The organism is Snodgrassella sp. ESL0323 (assembly GCF_013346865.1).
In the GTDB taxonomy this organism is placed as follows: Bacteria; Pseudomonadota; Gammaproteobacteria; order Burkholderiales; family Neisseriaceae; genus Snodgrassella; species Snodgrassella alvi.
Window position 1 is genome coordinate 55,405 of the sequence record NZ_JAAEDT010000020.1, and the last position, 24,201, is coordinate 79,605.

The 24,201-nt window shown below is 41.1% G+C and carries 24 protein-coding genes; 3 read left to right on the forward strand and 21 right to left on the reverse strand.

From position 1 onward, the window contains the following. Positions 1-65: 65 nt before the first annotated feature. Together GY065_RS08860 and GY065_RS08865 are read right to left on the reverse strand one after the other, a co-directional pair. Complete coding sequence (locus GY065_RS08860; protein WP_041880460.1) at positions 66-686, reverse strand: RlmE family RNA methyltransferase; 621 nt, start codon at positions 684-686, stop codon at positions 66-68. A 178-nt stretch (positions 687-864) separates the two neighbouring features. After that, positions 865-1,419 carry a hypothetical protein gene (locus GY065_RS08865; RefSeq protein ID WP_174833839.1) on the reverse strand — a complete coding sequence of 185 codons (555 nt, stop codon included), beginning with the start codon at positions 1,417-1,419 and terminating at the stop codon, positions 865-867. A 297-nt stretch (positions 1,420-1,716) separates the two neighbouring features. Here GY065_RS08865 and yhbY point away from each other — a divergent pair, with 297 nt between their 5' ends. Then, positions 1,717-2,007, forward strand: a complete 291-nt coding sequence (yhbY, locus tag GY065_RS08870) for a ribosome assembly RNA-binding protein YhbY (protein ID WP_174833840.1) — start codon at positions 1,717-1,719, stop codon at positions 2,005-2,007. An 86-nt stretch (positions 2,008-2,093) separates the two neighbouring features. Here yhbY and greA read toward each other — a convergent pair whose 3' ends face one another. Beyond that, positions 2,094-2,570, reverse strand: a complete 477-nt coding sequence (gene greA, locus GY065_RS08875; RefSeq protein ID WP_025331212.1) for a transcription elongation factor GreA — start codon at positions 2,568-2,570, stop codon at positions 2,094-2,096. 647 nt (positions 2,571-3,217) lie between these two features. Here greA and GY065_RS08880 point away from each other — a divergent pair. Continuing rightward, on the forward strand, positions 3,218-3,652 hold the full coding sequence (locus GY065_RS08880) for a hypothetical protein (RefSeq protein WP_174833841.1): 435 nt from the start codon (positions 3,218-3,220) through the stop codon (positions 3,650-3,652). A gap of 252 nt (positions 3,653-3,904) precedes the next feature. Here the strand turns inward: GY065_RS08880 and GY065_RS08885 are convergent, their stop codons facing one another. From GY065_RS08885 to GY065_RS08940, 12 genes are all read right to left on the reverse strand, one after another. Then, complete coding sequence (locus tag GY065_RS08885; RefSeq protein ID WP_174832060.1) at positions 3,905-4,438, reverse strand: single-stranded DNA-binding protein; 534 nt, start codon at positions 4,436-4,438, stop codon at positions 3,905-3,907. 84 nt (positions 4,439-4,522) lie between these two features. Beyond that, the gene (locus GY065_RS08890) at positions 4,523-5,146 is read right to left on the reverse strand and encodes a lytic transglycosylase domain-containing protein (RefSeq protein WP_037475765.1); all 624 of its coding nucleotides are present in this window, start codon (positions 5,144-5,146) and stop codon (positions 4,523-4,525) included. A 221-nt stretch (positions 5,147-5,367) separates the two neighbouring features. Beyond that, entirely contained in the window at positions 5,368-5,730 is a 363-nt protein-coding gene (locus GY065_RS08895; RefSeq protein ID WP_174833842.1) for a VacJ, read from the reverse strand. A 73-nt stretch (positions 5,731-5,803) separates the two neighbouring features. Further along, positions 5,804-6,721: a VacJ family lipoprotein gene (locus GY065_RS08900; protein ID WP_174833843.1), complete on the reverse strand. Its 918-nt coding sequence runs from the start codon at positions 6,719-6,721 to the stop codon at positions 5,804-5,806. After that, a complete protein-coding gene (locus GY065_RS08905) occupies positions 6,718-7,002 on the reverse strand; it encodes a lipid asymmetry maintenance protein MlaB (protein ID WP_037475761.1) in 285 nt (94 codons plus the stop codon). The genes GY065_RS08900 and GY065_RS08905 overlap by 4 nt, the downstream gene beginning before the upstream one ends. A 2-nt stretch (positions 7,003-7,004) precedes the next feature. Beyond that, positions 7,005-7,601, reverse strand: coding sequence for a phospholipid-binding protein MlaC (locus GY065_RS08910; RefSeq protein WP_084547262.1), 597 nt, complete (start codon positions 7,599-7,601; stop codon positions 7,005-7,007). Between the two features lie 57 nt (positions 7,602-7,658). Continuing rightward, positions 7,659-8,168, reverse strand: coding sequence for an outer membrane lipid asymmetry maintenance protein MlaD (gene mlaD / locus GY065_RS08915; RefSeq protein ID WP_174833844.1), 510 nt, complete (start codon positions 8,166-8,168; stop codon positions 7,659-7,661). Positions 8,169-8,192: 24 nt separating this feature from the next. Beyond that, positions 8,193-8,969: a lipid asymmetry maintenance ABC transporter permease subunit MlaE gene (gene mlaE, locus GY065_RS08920; protein WP_037475757.1), complete on the reverse strand. Its 777-nt coding sequence runs from the start codon at positions 8,967-8,969 to the stop codon at positions 8,193-8,195. Beyond that, positions 8,969-9,769, reverse strand: a complete 801-nt coding sequence (locus GY065_RS08925) for an ABC transporter ATP-binding protein (protein WP_174833845.1) — start codon at positions 9,767-9,769, stop codon at positions 8,969-8,971. The genes mlaE and GY065_RS08925 overlap by 1 nt, the downstream gene beginning before the upstream one ends. A gap of 35 nt (positions 9,770-9,804) precedes the next feature. Beyond that, positions 9,805-10,833, reverse strand: coding sequence for a 4-hydroxythreonine-4-phosphate dehydrogenase PdxA (gene pdxA / locus GY065_RS08930; protein ID WP_174833846.1), 1,029 nt, complete (start codon positions 10,831-10,833; stop codon positions 9,805-9,807). A gap of 129 nt (positions 10,834-10,962) precedes the next feature. Continuing rightward, positions 10,963-11,922 carry a peptidylprolyl isomerase gene (locus GY065_RS08935; protein ID WP_174833847.1) on the reverse strand — a complete coding sequence of 320 codons (960 nt, stop codon included), beginning with the start codon at positions 11,920-11,922 and terminating at the stop codon, positions 10,963-10,965. Further along, positions 11,922-14,255 (reverse strand): LPS-assembly protein LptD, encoded by a 2,334-nt coding sequence (locus GY065_RS08940; RefSeq protein ID WP_174833848.1) that lies wholly within the window; start codon positions 14,253-14,255, stop codon positions 11,922-11,924. Before GY065_RS08940 ends, GY065_RS08935 begins: the two co-directional genes overlap by 1 nt. Positions 14,256-14,314: 59 nt before the next feature. On the opposite strand from GY065_RS08940, the gene amgK reads away from it, so the two are divergent. Continuing rightward, positions 14,315-15,319 (forward strand): N-acetylmuramate/N-acetylglucosamine kinase AmgK, encoded by a 1,005-nt coding sequence (amgK, locus tag GY065_RS08945; protein ID WP_174833849.1) that lies wholly within the window; start codon positions 14,315-14,317, stop codon positions 15,317-15,319. A gap of 70 nt (positions 15,320-15,389) precedes the next feature. On the opposite strand, the gene GY065_RS08950 is transcribed toward amgK, so the two are convergent. The 6 genes from GY065_RS08950 to ftsZ form a co-directional block, all read right to left on the reverse strand. After that, positions 15,390-16,367 carry a hypothetical protein gene (locus tag GY065_RS08950; protein WP_174833850.1) on the reverse strand — a complete coding sequence of 326 codons (978 nt, stop codon included), beginning with the start codon at positions 16,365-16,367 and terminating at the stop codon, positions 15,390-15,392. A gap of 69 nt (positions 16,368-16,436) precedes the next feature. Then, on the reverse strand, positions 16,437-17,198 hold the full coding sequence (locus GY065_RS08955; RefSeq protein WP_174833851.1) for a class I SAM-dependent methyltransferase: 762 nt from the start codon (positions 17,196-17,198) through the stop codon (positions 16,437-16,439). Continuing rightward, a complete protein-coding gene (locus GY065_RS08960) occupies positions 17,198-18,682 on the reverse strand; it encodes a sigma-54 dependent transcriptional regulator (protein ID WP_174833852.1) in 1,485 nt (494 codons plus the stop codon). The genes GY065_RS08955 and GY065_RS08960 overlap by 1 nt, the downstream gene beginning before the upstream one ends. Then, positions 18,675-20,249: a nitrogen regulation protein NR(II) gene (locus GY065_RS08965; RefSeq protein ID WP_174833853.1), complete on the reverse strand. Its 1,575-nt coding sequence runs from the start codon at positions 20,247-20,249 to the stop codon at positions 18,675-18,677. Before GY065_RS08965 ends, GY065_RS08960 begins: the two co-directional genes overlap by 8 nt. 6 nt (positions 20,250-20,255) lie before the next feature. After that, a complete protein-coding gene (gene parC / locus GY065_RS08970; protein ID WP_174833854.1) occupies positions 20,256-22,574 on the reverse strand; it encodes a DNA topoisomerase IV subunit A in 2,319 nt (772 codons plus the stop codon). Between the two features lie 343 nt (positions 22,575-22,917). Further along, positions 22,918-24,096: a cell division protein FtsZ gene (ftsZ, locus tag GY065_RS08975; RefSeq protein ID WP_037474772.1), complete on the reverse strand. Its 1,179-nt coding sequence runs from the start codon at positions 24,094-24,096 to the stop codon at positions 22,918-22,920. Positions 24,097-24,201 lie beyond the last annotated feature (105 nt).

A 24,201-nucleotide genomic window follows, 5' to 3' on the forward strand; every position in this document is an offset into this window, starting at 1 on the left:
TTAATTAATTGTTGTTCAGAATAGTTAATATAGCCAATATCTTCACATGGCATTGGCTATAACTACTATTTTTTACCGCGACCAAGCAAATAAATTTCGCTCGAGCGGTCACGGGATGCTTTCGGCTTGCGAACCATTACCTGAGCAAAACAATCCTTCATAGCCTGCTGAAACTCTTGCAGACCTGCTCCCTGAAACACCTTCACCAGAAAATCACCACCCGGTTTGAGATGTGCCTGAGCAAACTCCAGACCCAATTCTGCCAGATAAAAACTGCGTGCCTGATCAGTAATGTTATTGCCAGACATATTGGGTGCCATATCACAAATTACAAGATCCAGTTCACAACCATCCAGCAAAGTTTCAAACTTTGCCAGCACGTCATTCTCGCGAAAATCACCCTGAATAAAACGTACACCCGTCACTGGTTCCATAGGCAGAATATCCAGTGCAAATACCTGTCCTGCCGCACCAGCTAGCCTGGCCGCAACCTGCGACCAGCTACCCGGAGCACTGCCAAGGTCAGCCACTACCGCACCCGGTCGTATCAGATGATCCTTATCATTGATTTCCAGCAACTTATAGGCTGCGCGTGCACGGTAGCCTTCTTTCTGAGCCAGATGAACATAATGATCGTTAACATGCTCGTTGAGCCATGCACTGGAAGATTTAGAGCGAACACCCATGATGCAAATTCTTGAAAAAATCACCACATTGTATCGTGAAATTGATGCAGAATACAGCATTTCCCCTTATATAAAAGATAAATTCATCAGCATAAATAATTTTATCCACCGGCTATACTCAGCAATTAATCAGACCTGTTCCTCAGGTTTTATTCCAAATCTTTTTTTGTAGTGTAAATTACTCATCTGAATAGATTGACATAGTGAAACACCAGCGCACATATCTGATAAATTGTTTCATTAGCTGCACCAGAATAAAAGCCATAAGAGCGCTCAGCAGCAGATAACCGGGGATTTCAATTCTGGTACTCAATGGCATAATAGTATCGGACGTAGCAACATATGTTGCCCATGTATTTCTATCATCATCCAGGTCAATAGTTTCAATCTCAATCAATTGAAGATGTGGCTCCTCTTTAAGTACCTTATAACTGAAGGAATAATTACCATCTGATGATTTATCCTGCCCACTGGGAAATTTGGCCAGAAATGACGTATTTTCCGGTTTAAAATCTTTATTAGTACTATAATTTACCTGAGTAAAAGTGCCATCAGGCCTAAATACCGCAACTTCAAAAGGAAAATGAGATTGGTTTTTGATGCTGCTCTTAGCGTACAGATGCGACACTAAAGGCAGACAAACCATGCACAACCCAAACCCTACAGCTAATCTGAAAATAAAGGTATCCAGAACTCTCAGTATGCCGAGACACAAAATCTGCGAAAATTTCATAATTATTATGATCTAATGGAAAAATACTAAATTTCTCTAACTAATCGGAATAAAATAAATATTACCAACAATAAACAAATATCACAGAAATTAAATATACCTGAATGTTTTATAAATTACTATTTTAATTAAAATAAGAAATACATTATTAATATACTGATTTTGAATTTTTATTTTCAATACAAATATACAAGACCTCTCAACTATAAAAAATCGTCTGTCTCATTTAAAATAGCTCAACTCTGAATCTAACTTGAATAACAGGCTAATCAGATCGTAATTAATCCGGAAAGTAAAATGGCAACAGATAAATTAAACAGTAAAGAAAAAATGGCATTAAAAGCTCGTGCACATCAATTACATGCAGTAGTACTGATTGGTCAGCACGGACTGACTACTAAAGTAATCACCGAAACCAATCGTAATCTTGATGCACATGAACTGATTAAAGTACAGGTAGCAGGTGACGATCGTGCAGCGCGTATAGCCATTGCAGAAGAACTATGTAAAGCTACTCATGCCGAATTAATTCAGCATATTGGCAAACAACTAATATTATTCCGCCGCAAAGAGAATCCGGCAGAATAAATAAAAGCGATTCATGTAATGAATCGCTTTTATTTTATCCGGCTAGTTACTGTAAAGCAGTAAACAATTTTTTAAATGCAGATAAATTAAATATAAAACACTTCAAGAATTTCATATTCACGGATACCGCCCGGTGCCTGAACTTCTGCCACATCACCCTCTTCTTTACCAATCAGAGCACGTGCTATAGGTGAACCGACATAAATTTTAGCCTGTTTAATATCTGCCTCATCTTCACCCACAATCTGGTAACTCACTACTTCTTCGGTTTCCAGATCCTGCATTTTCACTGTAGCACCAAAAACCACCTTACCATCAGCGTTGGTTTCTTTTGGATCAATAATATGCGCCAGGGAAAGCTTGTGTTCAATTTCAGCAATCCTGCCTTCAATAAAGCCCTGTTTTTCTTTAGCAGCTTCATATTCTGCATTTTCCGACAGATCGCCATGCGAACGTGCTTCAGCAATTGCTTCAATTACAGCCGGCCGAGCTACACTTTTAAGCTCTTGTAGCTCTTGTTTCAGCAAATTAGCACCAATTACGGTCAACGGAATTTTTTGCATCATATTTCTCCAAGATACCGCTGCAGAGTGCATCAACGGTATTTCGTATTAATAACAAAAAGCAAGCCGCCCGAATTTGGCGGCTTGCGCTGTTCCATAGGTGCTATTTTAGCAGACCGGTATAAAATAGCAACGTTTAAAACGACTATTTCATAGAATAATCAGCTAATTTAATTTGCCATAATATTCATCATCAATACTGTGGCTTTGTATGTTCATTAATCTGATTAATCGAACCAATCATCGCCAGATTTATCTAAATCCCAAACTTTATTTAAATATATTCAACAAATGTATACATATTTTAATTCTTTTATTAATTTATGCCTCAGTTATCTAATCTTTTACTTATTTCATAATATATAGTAAATCAATTCAGCTTTCTTTTATGAAGTTTAAAAAATTCAGTTTGGCCTGAGAAGGAGAATTAACCAGATATAAATTTTTTGCTGAAATTTATCAGAACAAAATTATCATAAAGAATAATGCTACTAACTATTTAAAAAATATATACATTAATTGGTTTTTGATAAAATACTCAACATCACTACGCTAATTAGATTTAAATTAGGCTATTAGTATATCCTTTCGCTCTTGTTTTATATCTAATCAAATAATCCCGTTTAAAAATCCAAAATTATTTCAATATGAATCTATTTAAAACAAATAAAAATTTTGTAGCTATGCTATTAGTAATATTGTTATCTGCCTGTAATAAAACCAAATCATTAGAAGAAAGCTATAAAACAGATACTCTGAATGTAAATACAGAATTTATTACTGAAAAAAATATAAATTTAAATCAAATACAACAGATACCAGTTAATACTTTAGTATCAAAATACCCGCCATTAACAGATAGTACTTTTATTTTAGGCAAAGGAGATGGTGTGATTTCAGAATTCAGAATTGGTTTAAGAAACACATTTACAGAAAAAGAAATTGAAAACAGAGACATTCTAATCAGAGAAGTTACATGGTCTAGCAATAAAGATGAAAATTTAACTATCTGGTATGAGAAAAAACAGCATCAATGGGTTCTGGTAGACCATTTCATCTGGCATAAAGATGCTTTATTTTAAACATTTACTTAATCATTAAATATTAATTTATTATATAAATAATAGTCCAGACTATATCTTAAGAGCTAAATTTAATTATTTCATCTGATCGGTATCCAATCAACATAAAAATATATACTATCCAATCTAAGTATTAATATTTCATTAAATAAAATACCTTTCAAAGATATTTCTCTGAAAGGTATAAAATTGATTAATAAAAATCATCAGGTTTTTATCAGCTTAAAGTAGATTCAATGCTATTCTTTGTTATTAGAACGGAATATCGTCATCAATATCATCTACCGGAGCAGGAGTAGGTGCCGGCCGTGGTGCCTGACGGCGCGGAGCTGCCGGTGGCGGACTGGAAGCAGCAGGTGCAGCATCATAACCATCCTGATTATAGTTACCTCCCTGTGCATAGTTATTTCCGCCATTCATCTGATCATAGCTATTACCTGAGCCGGAAGCCCCGTCATTGCGGCTACCCAGCATTTTCATTTCACTGCCGATAATATCGTATGCGGTGCGTTCGATACCATCTTTACCGGTATATTTACGGCTTTGAATCCTGCCCTCAATAAATACCTGGCTGCCTTTACGCAAATACTGGCTGGCTATCTCACCCAATTTACCGAACAGAGTAATATTATGCCATTCAGTACGAGTCTGGCGTTCACCATTACGGTCACGCCACTGTTCATCAGTAGCTATGGAAAAATTGGTTATTGCATCTCCGCTGGGCATATATCGTGTTTCCGGATCACGACCCAGACGGCCAACCAGGATGACTTTATTAACAGACATGGTGGTTTCCTAATAATGAATACAGGCTGTCCAAGATGACAACCCATAATTAAAAGATTACAAATATAGCAGAATGCCGGGAATTCAGGCCCATTGCCAGTGCCGTTGCCAGGCATTGATAACAGCATTCGAGTAAGTACTACGTCCTAAGCTACCATTATAACGCGCCAGCGCTCTTACCATATTACCATTCTCACGATTTCGATAATAACGCAGGATAGTACATCCGTAACGTAAGTTAGTGCGAATATCGAATAAGTTATGTTCCGGACGACCAATTTGTTTTACCCAGAAAGGCATTACCTGCATTAAACCGCGGGCGCCTACTCCGGAGATAGCATATTGACGAAAACGGCTTTCTACTTCGATCAGACCAAGTATAACCTGTGTATCCAGACCGGCACGCATTGATTCATACTGAATATTGGTTAATAAACGTTTTCGTGCATAATCATCCGGAATATGCGAGGCCAAACGGCTCGACATAGCATTTAACCAGCGACTGGCCTCTGCCGGTGAAGAGAAAATCAGACGCGGAGGATTGGCATTATTAACAGCATTGCGCATAATCGAAGCGACATCATCGGAAAGCGTTTCTTCACGCTGTGCACCTGCCAGCACCATACGCGGTATAGCCATCCCCAGTAAGGTAGCACTGCCTGCCTGTAACAGCCGGCGTCGCGAGACAGATTTATTTCTGTACGGCATATAATTTAATTCCGTTTGTGTATTGTATACAAACTGATTGCAAGATTACGATAGGTAATTTTAATTGATTATATTAAATATAGTTAGATGTTTTAAAGTTTATACAGTATTTTTTATGACAAAATGAATTTTTCACTTCACAGAATCCATACCAGACAACTGTGTTAAAGAAAAAAGCCAATATCAATATTGGCTTTTTCATGATATAACAGCTGAACTTCTTAACTCAGAGCGATAGGTACAAAAGCTTCACGCACCAAATCTTCCTGTGCCAGATCTGTTACTACTGTGGAAAATTGTACTCCGAACCAGCTTCTGAAATTATCAAAACTTAAATCAGGCCATAAACTTTCATCCTCACACCAGTCAGCCAGTTCTGCAGCAAAGATATCCTCATAACGCTGTTCAATCTCGACCCACAAATTATCTATATCTTCACTGGCAGAAGTCAGATAGGCATTGGCATCCTGTTGCAAGATATCCAGTGACAACTGTTCCAGATCGATATCGGGCAGGCTTTGTAACCAAGCCCAGAATGGTTCAAGCGGAACAAGCAAAAATACACTGCGATTAACTTCATACATAATCTTATTCCTGTTTTATACGAATCTGAATTCAGGCTTCATCAAGTAATAATAACTTTTATACGCTGATTGTTTAATCCAGCTGCCAATAAGGCTGACTTGCTGAAACCGGCACAGATATGGTGGCACTGTCTGTCTGTTTATCTGTTTCTGAAGCAGCTGTAGCTGGTACTCTATCATCAGAATCAGTTGTATTTACAGTTGATTTATTTGAGGATACTGAAGCTGCAGGCGGTGTAGCTGTAGTCTCACTACCCGGATCTACCAGATTATCAATATCGTCATCATCTTCATCATCTGCCGGAAACAGTGAACCGCCTACCTGATTGTTACGCAATTTCATATATACATCACGCATGTATGTATAGCGATCCAGTGCAGCATCATTCAAGCTATCAGTTACATCCAGCAATGCTTCACGCGAAGCGACACCATTCAGACCGGTAAGACTCCAGCGAACTGGATCATCTTTGAAAATGGCATTTTCTATCGGGAATACATCAGTAATGGTACTTCCGATACTGTCGCGTACTGTCGACGGACCCAGAAGAGGATAAACAAAGTAATTACTGTTTTTCCAGCCCCATGAGGCAAAAGTATCACCAAGGGTATTTTTATTATTCGGAATCTGACCTAAATCAGCGATGTCCAGTAAACCACCCAGGCCAAAAGTTGTATTAATGCCCACGCGTACGAAATCTGTACTGGCTTTTTCAATATCTAGTCGTAGCAGATTACTGCCAAAACTAACCACATCGCGCAGATTATTGAAAAAGTTGTTGACGCCTGTACGTACAGGTGAAGGAGTTACTTTCCGGTAACCGCGGGCAACCGGGGTCATGATGTAACGATCAAGATGATCATTAATATTGAACATCACCCGGTTATATCCTTCATACGGATCTTTATAGGTCTGCTCTGCTGCTGCCCAGCCAGCCTGACTGAGCACAAGCAGTACACAACCTGCCAGCAACTTTTTCTTACTACTCATTGTAATGATTCCTCTACACCGTAAAGTGCCATCAGGGTAATGAGTCCCGCTGGCACACCGGCGATATGCAACATAAATTTCTGTTTGTGCGCCAGCCGTTTAGCTGCCACGAGTAATGCCACGCAGGCAGAATCGGCTTCGGTTACACCACTGACGTCCACTTTTTCTATTTGTCCAGTTTGGATACAGTCACAGAAACGTTTGAAATCGTTTTCTCCTACTGTACCCATAGTTACCTTGTCATGAATCATCAGGGTTTTACCCTGCACTTTGGTTTGCATGATTATTTACCGTTTTTGGCACGTAAATCCGCTACTAAACCATCTATGCCTTTCTGACTGATAGTCTGGTTAAACTGGTTGCGGTATACAGTCACCAGACTGGCACCTTCTACAGCTACATTATAAATACGGTATATATTGCCTGCCTGATACAGTGTGTAATCCATACGTACTGGTTTACTGTTAGGTGTAGTAACATCTACACGCACAATGATTTCGCGTCCGCCCTTATTAACGACAGGATTATTGTATACATTTGCCTGAGCATTTTTAAATTTCAGCATAGTGCCGGAATAAGTACGGATTAACAGGGTTTTAAACTCCTGAGTTAATGCCTGCTGCTGTGCAGTACTGGCTGTACGCCACGGAGCACCTACTGCCAGTGCAGTCATGCGCTCAAAATCAAAATACGGAATTGCATAGTTTTCAGCCTGACGACGTACCTGATTATCATTTTTACCATTGGCAGAACTTAAAATATTCAATACCTGAGTAGCATTGTCTTTAAGCTGACTAACTGCCTGCTGTGGTGAGGCAAATGCCATACTAATGCTCATAATGGCAATACTTACCGCCCCTATAAATGAAGATTTATTCAGTTTCATTTAAATATTCCTTTAATTAAATTAAATTTGTTTATCTACTGTTACTTTTACTTATTCACTTGCAGAAGCAGCAGTATCTGTTTTTTTATTATCGCTTTTGGCATTACCCTCAGCAAAACTGGTCATAAATTTGCCAATTAACTGTTCCAGCACCAAAGCTGAACTGGTAATAGTAATATTATCCCCATCGGCCAGATTATCCGGATCGCCGCCTTGCGCCAGTCCGATATACTGGTCGCCAAGCAAACCTGAAGTCAGAATCTGCGCTGAGGTATCTGTACTAAACTGGTACTGTTTATCAATTTTTAAAGTCACTTTAGCCCAGTAAGTTTTCGGATCAAGCACAATTCTGTCTACCCGGCCAACCACAACACCAGCTGCTTTGACAGGTGCCTGTGTTTTCAAACCGCCAATGTCGCTGAACGATGCCGACAAAGTATATGTAGGCTGTGAAGAACCGATCCCATTACCGCCTGCAACGCGAAAAGATAAAAATAGAATTGCCACTACACCTATTAAAACGAATAGACCAACCAGCATTTCCAGACTGTTTTTTTTCATATCATTACCTTGTTAATCTGCACCCTACTTAGTAAACATCAGAGCGGTCAGCATAAAATCCACTGCCAAAATAGTTAGTGAGCTGGATACAACCGTACGTGTATTGGCACGCAAAATACCTTCTGATGTCGGTTTTGCATAAAAACCCTGATAAACGGCTATCAGAGTAACAACTACGCCAAATACCAATGATTTAATTAATCCATTCACAACATCATAATAAAAATCAAGATTATTCTGCATTTGACCCCAGAATACGCCGTTATCCATGCCAAAGTATTTTACGCCAATCAGATAAGCACCATATACACCGGCCACATTGAATATTGAAGCCAGTAAAGGCATGGAAAGTACACCGGCCCAGAAACGGGGAGCGATAACTCTTGCCACCGGATCAATAGCCATGACATTCATGGCTTCCAGTTGTTCAGTGGTTTTCATCAAACCTATTTCACTGGTCATTGCGCCACCGGCACTGCTGGCAAACAGTATCGCTGCCAGTACCGGACCAAGCTCACGCAGCATAGCTGCGGCCACCATATAACCAAGAATATCAGCAGATTTGAATTTAGCCAGCTGTGTATAGGCCTGTAACCCCAGTACCATTCCGACAAACAGTCCTGATACAGCAATAATGACAATAGAAAGAACGCCGGAAAAATACATTTGCCGGATCATCAGGCGCGGACGGCGTAAAACTGTTCCGCTGCGCAACAGGGCGGCAAACAGAAATAATGCCGCCCGCCCCAGATGCCGGACAAAACTCAGGGTTTTTGCACCCAGTTGTTCGATTGCTTTCATCACGCGATGTCTAAATCCTGTTGTAAGGTGGTGGTAGCCGGATAACGAAATGCTACCGGCCCGTCTGCCTGACCATGAATAAACTGATTTATCCATGGTGAATCCAGTTCACCCATTTGTTGCGGTGAACCGGAAAAAATAATTTCGCCGTGTGCCAGAAAAACCACATGGCTGGCAATATCCAAAGATTGCTGGATATCATGTGTCACCATTACGCTGGTAGCATGTAAGGCTTTATTGATCTTACTTACCAGACTGGCTATTACCCCGAGTGAAATCGGATCCAGGCCGGTAAATGGTTCATCATATAGCAATAATCCCGGATCAAGTGCAATTGTACGAGCCAATGCCACCCGTCTTGCCATACCACCGGAAAGCTCGGATGGCATTAATTGCTCTACCCCGCGTAAACCAACTGCATTCAGTTTCATGACCACCAGATCATGTATCATGCTTTCCGGCAAATCAGTATGTTCCCGCATTGGAAAAGCAACGTTATCGAATACCGATAAATCCGTAAACAAAGCACCAAACTGGAAAAGTACACCCATATTACGCCGATGGTTATACAGTTCTTCTCGGCTGAATTCGGCAATATCACGACCATTGATCAAAACCTGCCCCTGTTGTGCACTGATCTGGCCGGTAATCAGACGCAGCAGGGTTGTTTTACCACTTCCGGAACTACCCATAATAGCGGTAAAACTGCCCTGCTCCAGTTTAAAATTAATATTTTTTAAAATGGGCCGGTCGCCATAAGCGAAAACCACATCTTTCATTTCAATAAACGGCGTAACCATATTGAGAATTCCCATGCCGTATAGCAACTTAGATTTTATGATGTCTGAAGATATTTATCAAATACAGATGGACACTTATCCGCTTTCCAGTGCCCGCTCATATCCACTGCAGCATGAATTGCGGCAAACAGGCTGCTGCTGGTTGCTTTGCCGGATCCGGCAAGATCCAGCGCGGTACCATGATCCACTGATGTACGAATAAAAGGCAGACCCAGAGTGATATTAACGCCTTCACCAAAACTTGCATATTTTAATACCGGCAATCCCTGATCATGATACATAGCCAGTACAGCATCTGCTTGTTCGAGCATAAAAGGCTGAAACAGTGTATCTGCCGGAAATGGTCCGGTTATTTGCATATCCTGTTTCTGTAACTGTCTGATTACCGGAATAATAATATCATTTTCCTCATTACCCAGATGACCGCCTTCACCAGCGTGCGGATTGAGGCCGGCAACCAGAATACGTGGCCGCATCAGCCCGAATTTTGTCTGTAAATCGTGATGCAGAATAGTTAGTACTTCGGTTAATAATTCAATTGTCAGGGTATCTGCTACAGACCGCAATGGTAAGTGTGTAGTGGCTAAAGCCACTCTCAGACCACCACCGGCAAGCATCATTACTACTTGAGAAGTAGCACTTTTGGCAGCCAGATATTCAGTATGGCCGCTAAAAGCAATACCGCTATCATTAATAATACCTTTATGCACCGGAGCGGTTACCATTGCAGCAAACTCACCCTGCTCTATGCCAGTATATGCTCTGTCCAGCAATTGCAATACATAAGCCGCATTTTGTACGTTTAACTTTCCAGCCTGAACAGATACCTGAACCGGAATATGACAAACTTCCAGTATGCCGGATACAGGTTTATTACTATCAGGCTGATAAGCCTGTATGGTAATTTTTTTATTCAGTTGTGCCGCACGCTGCTGCAATAAATACATATCTCCCAATACCACAACGCGTTGCGGCCAGTCGCAGCTGACCAGATCCAGACAGATATCAGGACCAATACCTGCCGGTTCTCCACTTGTAATGGCAATAATCAACTGAGTATTCATAAATTTAAACCAGAATTTTATCTTGTATTTCCACGGAACAACCAACAGTAAAATGGTTTGTTGCTAGAATATACAGACCTGATCATGATACTGGCTGCACAAATTGTGAAAAAATTTGTATCAAGACAATTAATCCAGAGGACGAACTCGGATAAAGGCCTGATCATGTAACTGTTTCAGGAAATTCTGCAGCAAAATTTCGCGTTTTTCCTGCACCAGTACTGCACGCATCCCGTTACGCTGACGCTCTTGCGGGCTGTCATTGCTTCTGACAGCCACCAGACGAATTACATGCCAGCCAAACTGAGTACGCACCGGCATGGATATCTGACCGGACTGCAATGATTTCACCGCTGCCTCAAATGGCGGGACAGTCTCACCATCGATAATCCAGCCCAGATCCCCGCCATTTTGTGCACTGCCATCCTGAGAATACTGCCGTGCCAATTGATCGAATGAGGCACCGGAACGAGCCTGGTGGGCAATCTGCTCGATCAGTTTTCGTGTGATATCGTTGTCATTTTTCAACAGAATATGCTGCACATGGTAGGAATAGGCTGTAACCGGTGGCGGCAGAGGTCGCCCTTCCTGCTGTGCGCGTGCAATAGCATCATCTATCTCTGCATCACTGACCTGACTTTTGCCCATTACTTCACTTTGTTCAATCTTCTGTGCCAGTAAGTTTTCAGTAATGGTACGACGCAACTGGTTTTCATTCACACCTTCTTTGGCAATACGCTGCATCAGTTCTTTAACTGTCATATTGCGTTGTGAAGCAAATTGTTCAATCGCATCATTTACATCAGCATTACTTAAACTAATATTAGAACGTTTGGCAGCCTGCACCAACAGATCTTTACGTATCAGCTGATCCAGTGCCTGCTGGTACAAAGCTGATTTATTAATATTTTGTCCTTTGGGTAACTGTGAATGCAGCTGAGCAGCCACTAAATCCAGCTCCTGACGTGTTATTACATCATCATTAACAACAGCCACAATATTATCAACAGGCTTAATATCCAATGCCATTGCTGAGGGTAATAATACAGTCAGCATAGTCGCTGCCAGCCATGAATGTCTCTGCTTCATTAATGTTTTACCTCATAAGTATTGCTGTAACCGGGAATTTGCGAACTGAGCTGATTGAGGGTTCCATTCCCCATACCTGCCAGATCGCGCAGCTGTAATTGAAATAATACGGCGGTTTTATGCTTTTTATAATCATTTGTATAACGGGAGCCTACCAGTCCGGCGCTCCAGCAATGACACGGACTCTGGTACTCTATGCCTACTGTCTGATTCAGAGATGTACTACTGTTAAAATCATAATCCTGCCGTGCAACCAGATAGTAATTACGGGTTATCGGCCACTGAACGCCAACATCTATTGTACGCATTTTGCCATAAACATCATCGTATAAATTTTCATAACGGCCATATTTATAGCGAACACTTACAGTTTTACCCGGATTTGGGGTATAGCGGATGCCAAAATTATAACTTTCAGATGTTTTTAAATCCTGATTGTAATGCCAGTTGGTTTCAGCTGTAATGTGCTTACTCAGAGCAGCACGCCCAAAAGCCACCATATCAGAGCGTTTGCGTTCTTTATTTTTAGGCGTATTGTCGTTCAGTTTAACGTTATCATCACGGAAATAAAAGCGCTGACCGATACCGGCCGCAAAACGTTCAATACCGTTACTACTGTCATATATGCGAGACTGCAGCGCCGTTGTCATAAAATTAGCCGCATTGATTCTGTCCTGTCCTGAATAACGGTTTTCATGAAATAACTGATCATAGGTGAAACTGTTTTCAGCAGTATCAAACAAAGGCATATCATTCTGATTACGTCGCGGTATATAGGTATAAAACAGGCGAGGTTCCAGTGTCTGAATATATCCTTTGTGTAATTGATTGTTTTTCCATAAACGCTCAAACGTCATGCCTGAATCCACGCTCAGTAAAGGTACGGCCCGATTCATACTGCGGCTATCCTGATTATCCTGCCGGTTGATATCATAATGAGTGGCATGAAAACTCAGTTTTGGCCGGATATAACCCCAGTTATTGGAATAGTCAGCAGTAAACGCTGGCAATAATACCAGACGGGTACCATTGGGGTATTTATACATCGAATTTTTATGGCCTATTTCCCTGCCTTCAAAACGAGTTGCTTCTGCATATATATTAACAGTGTAATGGTTGCCAAAATAGCGGTTCCACGTAGCAGATAAACGCGGTAAACGTGAATAAGGCTGATCCTTATAACCACTGGTTGAGGCCAGAGTCTGATATTTCTGCACCATTAAACTGCCATCAAATGTCCCGCCCCATAAATCCCGCTGATAATTCAGCCATGCCTGCCGGTTCAGATTAGAACTGCCATTATCTCCGTTCCAGAAATCACGCCGGTAATCATCATCCGATACCTGATGATAGTCAATACCGCCGGTTAATCCCTTTGCCAGTCTCTGGGAATGAGTAAAATCAATTTCAGCACGATTTTTGTGACTGCTTTTCTGATCATTCGGTACCCAGTCAGCACTAAGCTGTCCCTGATAATTCGGCTGCAGGTAACGAAAATCGCCGCCCAGCTGTATACCACGGCTGCTAATAAAATGCGGCCGGATAGTTGCATCATAATTGGGTGCCAGATTAAGATAATAAGGAGCCGTCAGCTCAAAACCGTCAGATCCTCCCTTAAGCGTAGGTGCCAGAAAACCACTTTTACGACTACCGTTCAACGGAAAATCAATCCATGGTGTATACAGCAACGGAACACCGCCAAAGACCAGCGTTGCATTACGGGCTACACCAACATTTTTATCATAATCTAGATCAATACTGCCTGAACGGATATACCAGCTATCATCGCCCGGATTACAAGTATTAAATTTGGCACTTTGCAGACGATAGCGATTTTTACCACCCATCTGTATCTCATCACCAACACCTTGCAGACGCCGGTTATCTTTTTCCATTTCAAAACGACCTGCATCACCAATACCTGTATTTTTAGCCATGTCGTAAGTAACATGCTCACCGGTAACACGTCCCTGACCATTATCTAAAGTAAAATGGTCACCCGCCTTCACAATCTGATTTTGCTGATCATAATCAGCCCAGTCTGAATTCAGAGTAACATCATTACGCTCAATAATAACGTTCCCTTTTGCATGTACCTGAACCTGTGACTGCCCATTGACATCATCAGCCACTACCCGGGTAACATCATTACCCGGATTAGTTTCACCGCTGCTTTTAACAGGTTTGACAAAGTTTTTCGGACGATGTGGTGCTGTACAAACGTTTCCTTCACCCATAGATAAAGGAGAAGCAGCAAGAACAAGCCCGGGCAAGGTATAAAAAACTGTTGTTAAAGCCAGAACTAATGGTTTTGGAGAGAATAAGTAAGACAAAGTATCACCTAAACGGCTTTGACAGTTAAAATAGTGTTTATTTTACCCTGAAAAATGTCATGCAACGAGAAACTGAACTAAAAAAATGGCTTCATAGCTGCTACCCGCAACAGGAATTTATTCTTAGCTTTGCCGCCGCTGATGCTGATTTCAGACGCTATTTCCGCGCCACTTTCACAGATGACAACACTGTAATCTGTATGGATGCGCCACCGGATAAAATGAGTATCCTGCCATATATTAAAGTACAAAAACTTTTTCAGGCTATTAAGGTTCCCGAAATTTATCATCTGGATATACAGCAGGGATTTATGGCTCTGGAAGATTTCGGCAGTACTCCTTATCTGGCTGCACTGCAACAGGATAGACGTACTGAAGTACACAAAGTATTACTGCTTGAAGCCATTGATGAACTCATCAAACTGCAACTTTCAAGCCAGCCGGACCAGCTACCATTATATGATGATGTTGTGTTAGAGCAGGAAATGCAACTTTTTCCTGAATGGTATATTCAGAAAGAACTTGGTTTATCTTTAACTGAACAACAGCAACAGTTGTGGCAGCAGACAGTTACTACTATATTGTCGGTAATATTGTCACAACCGCAGGTCTATGTGCATCGCGATTATATCGTTCGAAACATCATGCTGACCCGCAGCCGTCCGGGCATTCTCGATTTTCAGGATGCATTGTATGGTCCCATTACTTATGATTTAGTATCACTATTACGTGATGCATTTATCGAATGGGACGAAGAATTTATACTTGATATTGTCATTCGTTACTGGGAAAAAGCAAGAGCTGCCGGATTACCGGTACGTACCGATTTTGATCAGTTTTATCGTGATTTTGAATGGATGGGTGTACAGCGCCATCTGAAAGTTGCTGGTATCTTTGCCCGCTTATATTACCGCGATGGTAAAGATAAATATCGCGGTGAAATTCATCGCTTCCTGAAATATTTACGAAAAACCAGCCGCCGTTATGGTGAATTGCGTCCACTACTGCAATTAATTACTGAATTAATTGGCTCAGAAGAAGTGCAGACAGGTTATACCTTCTAAATAAATCAAAATGATTAAATATCTGCCAGGAAATAATAAAGCTGCCTTAATTTCTAAGCAGCTTTATTATTTAATCTGCAGAAATATTAAATAAAAATTTTAGTTTCTGCCAAAATCCCATTACTGCATAATTATTTAACCGGTTATTTAAGTGCCATTCCTGTTGTTTCATTTGTTCAAGTAAATTGTGTAAATGTGATACTTCAGATTTCATTTCTTCATACTTTAGATTTATATAATTAAGCTCTCTTTTTAAATTTGCTTGTTCATTATCATTTAATAGCTGCTTATTTTCTAATTCACACTTATATGCGTCTTCAAGAGAAATAATCTTATCCGTATAAAATTTATGATTCACCGGATCTGAACGTATTTTGCCATATACGTTTTTCTCAAAAATCTTCTTTAGTGAGAAATAATAGTTTTCAACATCTGCAACTGTAAATTTTATTTCACCGCCAAACTCTGTCTCTAGTTTTAATTTTTTTGAAATACTCACTTCAATGATCGGTATATGATTCTTTTCAAAAGAGTGTATTTTTTTAGAATAACAAGCATTAGTATAAACAACCTCTATAGCCAGACATCCTTTCCATTTTTCCTGTAATTCACACTCAGAAGAAAAATAGCCAACAAGGTCGGGATAATATTTTTCCTCATCTTGATCAAAATGCTTAAATCGAAGACACGGCTCAACTAAAAATTTTGAAAAATTTAAAATATATTTATTTTTATCAATAGTAAATTTAATTACAGGCATTTCCAGCAATATCACTGTCGCTGCAGAATGATAAATAGATTCTTTATTTCTTTCATCAATTTCGTCGGATTTATACCGAAAAAAGCCATGTTCAGTTGGAATTAACTCCAGACGATTAATTTCATCGTATTCCGTTGAGTAAAACGTTAATTCCTGATATTTTTTAAAATTTTGTTCTTTTAATCTCAGAACATCCCAGATATAAAAAATTTTTGGCTGCAAAGATTGATTTTCGCAAATAAAACATTGATTTTTATCTTTAGCATATGCCCAGACTTTTCTAGCCATTTGTTATTCTCCCCTGTATTAAATTTAAACAAAATAATTCAGATTCACAAAATTGACTTCTTTTTAAAGCTACAAAGGCATATACCCGTCAAATCGAGTCGTTTTACCAAAATACTGAAATGCCGGCGTCTTTCCTGCTAAAACTGCCCCATTAGCCGGTCTTTTTACCACAACCCGTTTTCGGGCTAATTTCTGTGCTGCGAGTAATAAAGCCTGATCATTATCTATATCCGCATTACCCAGTAATTCATGAAAATAAGCCATTTCTTTTTTTACTGCCGCCACTTTTTGCTTTTGCGGATACATCGGATCCAGATAGACCACATCAGGCAATGGTATCTTTTTTGGTTCCGCGTCCGGTAAAGTAATACTGCCATAATGCAGATGAATCTGCTGTGCTATATGCGCAGTCTGTTCATCAACCATCGCACGTTTCAGCCCATCCGCAAATAAGACATATACATAAGGATTCTGTTCAAATACCACAACTTCCAGTCCCAATGATGCCATTACAAAAGCGTCCCGACCTAAACCTCCGGTAGCATCCCAGACAAGCGGCCGGTTTTTGGCCTGAATAGCACGTGCCAGTAATTCTCCCCCACCAAAAAGCCGCCGGTGTCGTGCAGTACCTTCTACAAAATCAACCCGCACGACCCCTTTTTGCCCGGCTTTAGCTAAAGCAAGACTGTCATTTTCGTATATCAGATATAATCCCTGTTCTGGTGGTTGTTGCTGATAACAGAGTTTTTTACTAGCTAGCAATTTCTGTAAAGGAGTGATCAAATCAGTTTTATCTGCTATCTGACCGGTTAAAATCAGAGGCTTTATCATCAGACAATCCCTAACCGTTCCATCCGGTAACGCATAGAACGAAAACTGATACCCAGTAACTTGGCGGCCTGTGTTCGGTTATATCGGGTTTGCGCCAAAGCCTGTTCCAGGATTTTTCTCTCTATTTCATCCAGATAATCTTGTATCTGAGTTTTTCCGAACTGGTAATCCTTAATTTCCTCATTACTATCTGCGGATAGATTACTGCCGGCATTCTCTGCAGATTCAGTACGTGGATTATCCAGCTGATAGCTATGAATCTGTAAATCATCTATATCAATAATATGATTTTTTGACAGTGCAATAGCACGTTCCAGAATATTCTCCAATTCACGGAAATTACCGGGATAACTATATTGCAACAGTGCTTTTTTTGCTTCTGGTGTTAATGTCATGGTTTCATCATGCAAAATTCGTTGCAGTAAAACCCGAATTAACTGAGGCAAATCATCACGTAATTCACGTAATGGCGGCATGGTAATAGATACAACATTCAAACGATAAAACAAGTCCTGACGAAACTGACCTGCTTCAACCAGAGCATTTAAATCTTTATGGGTTGCACAGATAATACGGACATCAACCTGTTTTTCTTCCATTTCGCCAATCCGGCGTACAGCACGTTCCTGAATGGCTCGCAATAATTTAACCTGCATTGATAGTGGTAAATCAGCTACCTCATCTAGAAATAATGTTCCACCGTCCGCATGCTGGAAAAAACCGGCCCTATCTGTTTCAGCTCCGGTAAAACTGCCTTTTTTATAACCAAAAAACTCACTTTCCATCAATGCCTCAGGTATGGCACCACAATTTACAGCAACAAATGCCTTGTCTCTGCGTTCTGACTGTTCATGAATACTGCGTGCTGCCTGCTCTTTACCACTGCCTGATTCTCCGGCAATGTATACCGGTACATTACTTTTAGCCAGTCTGCTGATCAGCTGACGTACTTCAGTTATTAATGGAGAATTACCCAGTAGACGCTCACGTACTGGCTGTTCATTAACCGTTGCGGAAGTATCTTCATTTTTTTGTTTATTTTCAGACTGTTTAAATGCGGTTACCATTTTATTATCTATTTCGGTTTCAACAGTATTATTGATTGTAATAACAGATTTAACCAGGGTACGCAGTTGTGCCAGAGTAATGGGTTTTTGTAAATAATCAAAAGCACCGTTTTTCAGTGCCTGTACAGCCTGTGCTGCATTTCCGTAAGCAGTAATAACTGCAATCGGAATATCCAGATTATGGGCAGTGATATAATCAACAATCTCCAGACCGGAACCATCTGGCATACGCATATCCGTCAGCACCAGTGAGAAAGCATGCGTACGTAAAGCTTTTTTTGCCTCAGTCACGCCTGAAGCAGTTTTTACAGATAAACCCATTTTAATCAGGGTTAACTCCATTAAATCACGTATATCGGCTTCATCATCTATCACCAGTACCGGCTTCTTTAAATCTATTTGATTATTATTATTCATCAACCATCCTTGGCAATGTTAATTCAAATCCATTCACTTCAGGGCGATATATTAACTGACCATGATTAGCCTGAGCCAGTTCGCGCGCCACATATAATCCAAGACCGGTACCGCTGGATTCAGTCGTGAAAAACGGTTCAAACAAATGCAACTGATTTTCCGCATTGACTCCAGCACCATTATCAATTACGGTAATGGAAATTTCATTCTGTTCTTTTTTGTAAAAGATAATACGAATAGCATTTTTATTCTGCAAACTATGACGCCAGGCGTTATTCATCAGATTCCATATAATTTGTTGTAAGTGGACGGAATCACACCAGACGACTAAGTCTCCCTTATCGGCTTGTAGCTGTATACAATCCTTAGCTTTTTGTTTAATCAGTACAAATTCCTGCAAAAAGGCTGTCCAGAATACCTGCAAATCAATTGCCTGTTTATTTTTTTTGTCGCGCTTATTCAGCATACTGATGTCTTCAAGCATTTTATCAATACGACTGATATTGTTTTCAATAATATTAAACAGGTGCCGCCGCATCGGGTCTTGTTCTTCTTCCTGTAACAATTCATTGGCCTGTCTTACTGCAGACATCGGATTACGAATTTCATGAGCCAGATTAGCTGTTAACTGGCCTAATGAGGCCAGTTTAATAGCCATAGCCTCCTTATCAATTTCAGTACGCGAACGCATTGATAACATTAGTAAAGGCGTATTTGCTTCCTGTAACAAGCGTGCATGTATCCGCATCGGCCAACCATCCAGCGTACAATTCATTTCAAAAATATTTTTCTGCTCAGTATGCCAGTAATGCATAACCTGACGAAATAAAGTAGTCTGGGTATCAACCACTAACATCGGAAAATAATTCTGTGCCTTACGGTTAATCAGCCATACCAGACCACTTTCATCCAGTACAACCACACCTTCCTGCACATAATTAAAGGCACGATCAAGTAAATGCCGGTAACTGTCGAGCATTTTTGACTGCTGATATTGCAAATTTTGTGAGCGTACCAGCAAGGTTGCAGCATAGGCAGTCAGCCCGGCCACAAGATAGACAGCAGCAATCAGTATGATGGCAACAGTGCATACTCGCATACTGATATTTTCAAAACCATTACGGCTTAGCTGCGTCCAGGTGATGATGGCAATCAGTAAAGTTACATAGCCGGCATAAAGCATCGGATACCGGCCACGGCTGAACAGACAAGCCGAGCCGACAAATGGCAGCAACAAAATACCAAAGCCACTATCTATCCCCCCCCCCATGCTCATCAGCCAGGCTATCATGGTGATATCTACAACAGAGTTGACATTAGGCAATGCATCCGGCTGATTCTGCCAGCGTGGTACCAGCATGGAAAAGACAATCAAAACCCCATAAAGCGTCGCCCAGCTATACAGTTCAATTTTATTGAATATGGGTACAGCCAGACCGGGTTCATCCACGCTGCGGGTCAGTACATAGAAGGTCATAATTGAAAACAGCAAACTCATTCGCGCAATATTGAGCAAAGCAGAAAGCCTGTCCAGATATTGCGGCCAGCTATTTGTGCGTGTTTTCATACAGGTTTAGTTTCCGTTATCCAGATCACCATAGATGGCAACGATTTCACCCGAAACGCTTAATTCCTTACCTTTATGTCCGCGTTTATTAAGAATATCCTGAACGCGTAAAATTTCCTGATAGCGTCCGCCACGTTTACCCTGAGTCTCCAGTTTAAATTCCGATTTATTTGTCAGAGTAAGATAAAGCAGTTTCTCATTAGTCGGTAAACTCATAATTTGCAGACCACGGCCTTTAGCCATCACTTTCAATTCATGTAATGGAAAAGCCAGCAGGCGATTGGCACTGGAGATGGCTATAAGCTGAGTCTGCCCGTTAACAGACAGACAGGCAGACGGTACAGGAAGCGGCGGCAGCAATGTCTCATCACTATTAACCGTCATAATAACTTTACCGTTTTTAGTACGGCTGACCATATCTTTGAATGCAACCACAAAACCATAACCGCCACTGTTGCTCAGTACATAATGCTGTTGCGGTAAGGCACTGAGCATAGCCACAATTCTGGCACCTTTATCCAGATCAACCAGAGAACCTGCAGGTACACCATCACCACGTCCGCCCGGAATACTGGCAGCATCCACACTATAGGCTCGCCCGCGCGAATCAAGTAAAATTACCGGCCAGACTGTACGTCCCTCTACTGCCTGAAGCAGACCGTCACCTTCCTTAAAAGTAGTCTGACTTAAATCAAGATTGTGTCCGACACGCGTTTTCAGCCAGCCCTTCTGTGACAATACCAGTGTAACTGGTTCATCTGCAGTCGTTCGGGTAAGCGTAGCCCGCTCTGCCGGCTGTATCAATGTACGCCGGTCATCTCCATAGATTTTGGTATCAGACTCAATTTCTTTAATAATCAGTCGTTTTTTAGCTTTATCATCTTCCAGAAGGGTTGTTAACTGATCACGTTCCTGCTGTAGTTTATTCAGTTCTGTTTCTAGTTTAATCCACTCCAGTCTGGCCAGCTGGCGTAAACGGATTTCAAGAATATCATCCGCCTGTATCTCACTTAAACCGAATGCAGACATCAATTCATTTTTGGGTTCATCTGATTCACGGATAATCCTGATGACTTCATCAATATGAAGAAATACCGTTTGCCGCCCATGCAGAATATGAATACGTTTTTCCACCTGTTCCAGACGGTATTGCAAACGCCGGGTTACAGTCAGTATTCGAAAATCCAGCCATTCACGCAGAATCTGATATAAATTCTTTTGTGCCGGCTTATTATCCCGCCCCATCATAACCAGATTAACAGGCACATTCCCTTCCAGACTAGTTTGTGCCAGCAAAGTATTCATAAATTCTTCAGGTTGAAGACGACTGGATTTCGGTTCAAACACCAGACGCACCGGTGCCTGACTATCTGATTCATCACGCACCCGCTCAAGCAGTGATAGCATTAATGTGCGCGTATTCTGCTGTTCCTGAGTGAGATTTTTTTTACCGGTTTTCGGTTTGGGATTAGTCTGTTCTTCTATCTCAGCCAGAATTTTTTGCGCAGAAGTACCGGGAGGTAACTCCGTGACAATAGCTCGCCAGTGTCCGCGTGCCAGTTTTTCAATTTCATAACGGGCACGTACACGTATACTGCCTTTACCCTGTGCATAAATTGCCTGAATATCCTCTGGTGCAGTAATAATCTGACCACCACCAGCAAAATCAGGACCGGGTAAATACTGCATTAAGGCTGCCGAATCCAGCGCAGGCTGTTTTAACAGAGCCACAACAGCTGCGCTGACTTCGCGCAAGTTATGCGAAGGAATTTCAGTTGCCAGACCTACTGCAATACCTGAGGCGCCATTAAGCAATATCATTGGTAGGCGTGCCGGTAATAAAGAGGGTTCAGCAAAGCTGGCATCATAATTGGGCACAAAATCCACAGTACCCATATCGATTTCCGATAACAGCAATTCAGCAATTGGTGCTAAACGAGCTTCGGTATAGCGCATAGCTGCTGCGCTGTCACCATCACGTGAACCAAAATTACCAATACCGTTAATCAGAGGGTAACGCAAGGTAAAATCCTGTGCCATCCGAACCATAGCGTCATAAGCTGATGAATCACCATGCGGATGATATTTACCTAGTATCTCACCAACCACGCGGGCAGATTTTACCGGTTTGGCACTATGAGCCAACCCCATATCTTTCATAGCATACAAAATGCGTCGCTGAACCGGCTTCTGCCCGTCAGCCACATCCGGTAATGCCCGCCCTTTTACCACACTCATGGCATAGGCAAGGTAAGCACGTTCTGCATACTGACCAAGTAACAGATGATCATCACTGCGGCCTGATTGTTGAATAGATTCACTCATACTTATTCTGACTTAATTAAATTCTTCTGTGAAACAGATTATCTAAGCTACCTATTGTAAAGGATTTTGCTTTTATACCCAAAACTACTGCTTTTGGTTTGATGAAATAACAAAACAGAAATTCATGTTATAAAAACCATTATCATTTCAGTAAAATATTGTTGGTTTTAATACAACACAAACTTTGCAGAAATTGCACTTTTCTCTAAAAAATAACTCTTTTGTCTAATTTTTAAAAATATTTTCGCACACCAGTAATATATCGTATTTAAATTATATTTTATTTTTAAAATAAAAAAGCTGTCCGGAGCTTAGCCCGGACAGCTTTAATAATTTTAATCTATCAATCAGCTTGTCGGCGAATGACTGCCGGAATTTCGAAGTCATCCAGCACAGATTGATTTGAGAAATCAGCAGCAGCCAGATTCATCCCGCGTGCACTGCGTCCTGAACGTACCACACTTCCGATGTCCGGATAGGCATCTTCAGTACCTGTGGCCTGTACGGTTTGCAAAACACGCAAACTGCTCGGCTGCTGGTGATGTAAAACTTTCTGTTCCTGCAAACCGGTAGCAATAATGGTTACGCGGATTTCGCCTTCTTCCATACTGGCATCTTCAGAAGTGCCGTATTTCAAAGCAGCATCATCATGTGCATATTCATCAATCATACACATAATTTCTTTGTATTCAGACATTTTCAGGCAGCCCGGTGCGGTAGTAATATTAACCAATACACCTTGTGCGCCATCCAAAGTCACGTCATCAAGAAGTGGGCTGGCAATAGCCTGTTCTGTAGCAATACGGGCGCGGTCAACACCATGTGCACTGCCTGACCCCATCATTGCCATACCCATAATACTCATGACATTTTTCACATCAGCAAAATCCAGATTAATAATACCCGGATTAGTAATGACTTCAGCAATGCCGGCTACTGCATTACGCAATACGTTGTCTGCCGCACGAAAAGCCTCACGCATACTCACATCTTCGCCCAGTGCCGACATTAATTTGTCATTTGGAATCACAATGAGTGAATCAACGGTATTTTTAAGAATTTCAATCCCGTTATTAGCCACGTGAATGCGCTTACCTTCATATTCAAACGGACGGGTAACAACAGCAACCGTCAGAATTCCCATCTCTTTTGCCAGCTCAGCTACTACCGGCGCCGCACCTGTACCTGTACCACCACCCATACCGGTTGTGATAAACAGCATATTCGCTCCGCGAATAGCTTCAGACAGTGCTTCGCGGTCTTCCATGGCTGCATTCCGGCCAATTTCCGGATCAGCTCCTGCACCGAGACCACGGGTGAGATTGTTGCCCAGTTGAATACGTTTAGAAGCTTTACTATTCTGTAAAGATTGTGCGTCAGTATTGGCACTGATAAACTCAATACCGGCAACCGCATTTTCAACCATATTGTTAATTGCATTACAGCCACCGCCGCCGATACCAATGACTTTGATCACTGCAGCACCGACTACCGTCTCTACAACATCATATACAAATTGCATTTATGTCTCCTGACAAAACGTATGCATAAACGTCATTTACTCCTATATAACTATCATTATATAGACAGTTATATACAATGCGCAAAAGTTCTGTCATTTAATGTA